The sequence below is a fragment of the Polaromonas sp. P1_G4 genome (assembly GCF_056405475.1).
Genome location: NZ_JBFUCA010000947.1, coordinates 1 through 839 on the forward strand (window position 1 = coordinate 1; position 839 = coordinate 839).

1 pseudogene is annotated in these 839 nt (G+C 65.6%); it reads left to right on the plus strand.

What is annotated here, in order from left to right:
• Nucleotides 1–839 (plus strand): annotated as a pseudogene (locus AC1D1X_RS24650) (DNA mismatch repair protein MutS); the annotation flags it as partial.

An 839-nucleotide genomic window follows, 5' to 3' on the forward strand; every position in this document is an offset into this window, starting at 1 on the left:
CGCCCGCCCCGCATGGCAGTTTGATTCCGCCCTGGGCGCGCGCCGCCTGCTGGACCAGCTCAAGGTCGCCTCGCTCGCATCCTGGAATGCTGAAGCACTGAATGAGGCGCACGCCGCCGCCTCGGCACTGCTGGGCTACGCTGAACACACCCAGGGCCGGGCGCTGTCGCATGTGCAGGGCCTGCAGGTGGTGCGTTCGGGCGAGCTGATCGAGCTGCCGCAAACCACGCGCCGCAACCTGGAGCTCACGCAGACCCTGCGCGGCGAAGAATCGCCCACGCTGTTTTCGCTGCTGGACACCTGCACCACCGGCATGGGCAGCCGTGCACTGAAAAGCTGGCTGCTCACCCCGCGCCGTGACCGGGCACAGGCCGCCGACAGGCTGGATGCCATTACCCACCTGCGCAGCGGCTCCCAGCAAACCCTGCGCGCCAGGCTCAAGGGCTGCAGCGATGTGGAACGCATCACCGCCCGCATCGCGCTGCGCCAGGTGCGGCCGCGCGAGCTCGTGGCCCTGAAAGACACGCTACAAAAAACAGAGCTGGTTGCGCCCGCCAATATTGGGCTGCCGGCACTTTTAACCAAAATCTTTGAAGACCTGCAACCACCGGAAGGCTGCCGCGAACTGCTGGGCCGCTATGTGCTGGACGAGCCCGCCGCACTGATACGCGACGGCGGCGTCATCAACCACGGCTGCGATGCAGACCTGGACGAATTGCGCGCCATCCAGACCAACTGCGACGATTTCCTGCTGGACCTGGAAGGCCGCGAAAAAGCCCGCACCGGCATCGCCAACCTGCGTGTGCAGTTCAACAAGGTGCACGGCTTCTACATTGAAG